This is a genomic window from Microbulbifer okhotskensis (genome assembly GCF_023895975.1).
Classification (GTDB): domain Bacteria; phylum Pseudomonadota; class Gammaproteobacteria; order Pseudomonadales; family Cellvibrionaceae; genus Microbulbifer; species Microbulbifer okhotskensis.
Genome location: NZ_JALBWM010000244.1, coordinates 1 through 2,284, shown reverse-complemented (window position 1 = coordinate 2,284; position 2,284 = coordinate 1). Strand labels below are relative to the sequence as shown.

3 protein-coding genes are annotated in these 2,284 nt (G+C 47.3%); all 3 read right to left on the bottom strand.

Annotated features, from left to right (window positions below):
* The coding region (locus tag MO867_RS21655) for a hypothetical protein (protein WP_252473022.1) at positions 1-454 on the bottom strand (454 nt) is incomplete at its 3' end.
* Between the two features lies 1 nt (position 455).
* Entirely contained in the window at positions 456-836 is a 381-nt protein-coding gene (locus tag MO867_RS21650) for a hypothetical protein (RefSeq protein ID WP_252473020.1), read from the bottom strand.
* A 6-nt stretch (positions 837-842) separates the two neighbouring features.
* Positions 843-2,284: coiled-coil domain-containing protein (locus MO867_RS21645; RefSeq protein WP_252473019.1), on the bottom strand; the 1,442-nt coding region annotated here is incomplete at its 5' end.

The window sequence follows — 2,284 nt, the reverse complement described above, 5'->3', positions numbered from 1 at the left end:
ATATATCTCGCCGCATCTCCCGCTGAATATCTCTACAACGCACTTTATAAGCACCGGCCGCGTAAGAAACTGAGTCTTCCGCAATTTGAGTCTGTTCTAAGCGGAAATCATCCCAGTCAAGCCCTGCAAATCCTTGAAACAAACGGACCCTTCGACCTTTAATACTGCTACCCTGTTCCAGCTCATCTCGCAGTACATACGAAAGCTGACCGGCGATGTCCACCACCTCAAAATTGATCGCTCCAATTTCTGCCCGTCCTTGCTCTGGCAATAGACGCTGGCTGGTTGCACTGCATTTTTTCAACACTCCAAGAATCGCATTTGAAGGAAACCCAGGGATATCGTTGTGACTGGTGATATACAGCGGGAGGTCATAACCGATCTCAATCACTAAACGCAGCTCACGCTGTGGAGCCAGATTATGTAGATCAAAAGTTTCTGAATTGTTGCGCACGTTAAGCCTCTATTGCTGTAAATGACACATAGAATTCATAGGCTCCATGACGCATCTCACGAAATGAGCTTCGCTTTAGCCTGCAAACAGTTATTGCTTTACCGCCGGGAAGATCAGAGGTATCCAGTTCAAATGCCTCACCGTTAGTACAGCTCGCTTCAAACTCTCGCCATAACTGCAGCTGCTCTTCAGAAAACGGGGATACTGATATCTGCCACTCAAGCTCACGCCGATACAAAACACTCTCAGTATTTCCCGATAGTGCTATATGCTCTTTGCCAACCGGCTTGGGAGTGCGATTGCACTTTGTTGCAAGAAAAGAAATAGAGCCGATAGAACCATCAACCAACTCTCGCGTCGGGGTGTAATTAATGTTGGGCATTATTCTTTAGCCTGATAATTCTTGAGCTTGGCGGGAATTGGGATTAATAAACACAACGTCCTGCTCATTAATCATTTCCTCGATTTGTTCCAATAACTTCTCTGCGTTATCCCCATTCACATCACCAGCTATCTGAAAAATAACCTGCGTGCCGGTTTGCTCCTCGCTCTCAGTCGAAATTGAATCACTTGAGGCCAGTGGAGAAGCTGGCGAGGTAAGACTGCCAGCAGATGTAGATCCCGCGACTCCAGTAGAGGCGCTGCCACTGCTACCAAAGCTAACACTCTTTAATTGTGCAATTTCAGCAGCACCAGTAGCCGCCATGGCGGCAGCTGCAGGTATTCCGGTCGGATAACCTCCTGCATTGTCGAAAGACTCGATAACTGCAGCTGGTAATGTCACCAACGCTTTAGCAAGCGCTAATTTTTGCTGGATTTTGAATAATTTAGGGCTAAACGCAGCAGCTATTCCCAGCATTGAGTTGAAGGTGCTGAAGGTACTCGTTAACTGGGATTTATTCGCAGCATCCTCCATCTTCTTGCGTTGCTTGCGATGCTTCTCCTCCAGCGAAGTTAAGTTGCGCTGGTATTCACCCTCCAGGGATAAAATTGCTTGACGAGAATCCTCTTCATCTGCCCGAACCGCCTCCAGGTGCACAGCCAGAGCCTCTCGCTTGGAGATATATCCTTGATCAAGAATTTCCATCTCTTCATCTTGGCGCAACAGTAAAATTTCCTGTTCACTCAGCCAAGACTCCCTTAACCCTTGTAAGCGAGTATCAATTTCTTCATTGAATTGGTCTCTATTTTGCTCAAGCAACTCTTCACGCTTGGCAGGGTCGTGAACATTCTCCTCAATGATTCGGTTGCGACGTCGATAACTTTCGGCAAGAGCCTCCTCCTCAGTAAGCAAGCTCTGGCGTAGATTCTCAACAGTATCTAGGCGGCTCTGTGCTGTTCGCTCGAACTGCTCTTGCAGGGCTTGCTCAAGGGCTGGGAGATCATCTCTTACGCTGGAAGAGTTATTGTCAGGCCCACCACCAACTGGAGCGAGAGATAAAGGCTCACCATCATCAGTCAGTGCTTTAGGTTTGCCAAGATTGGCTAAACGCTCCTCTGCCTCTTGTAATGTCTTATTAAGGTCGGCTATCTGTTTATTAATTATTGTTATCTGCCTAGAGTTATCTACTCGGCGAATTCCATCATTACTATTAACCGCGCCATACTGAAGGTTTGCGCGCCTCTCCACCAAAGAGGCAACTTTTCTACGAAGGGAACGCTTTTCCTCAGAAATTTCTAGCTCAATTCCCTCGCGTTGCGCCAAATTGAGGTCCTTATATTTACGCTCCAACTGAGAAATCTTCCCTAAAAGCGATTCTGCGCGCCTTTCTGCCGCTTCAGCTCCACTACTCCAGGTAGCTAAGGACAATGCTGCAACTGTAATTACAC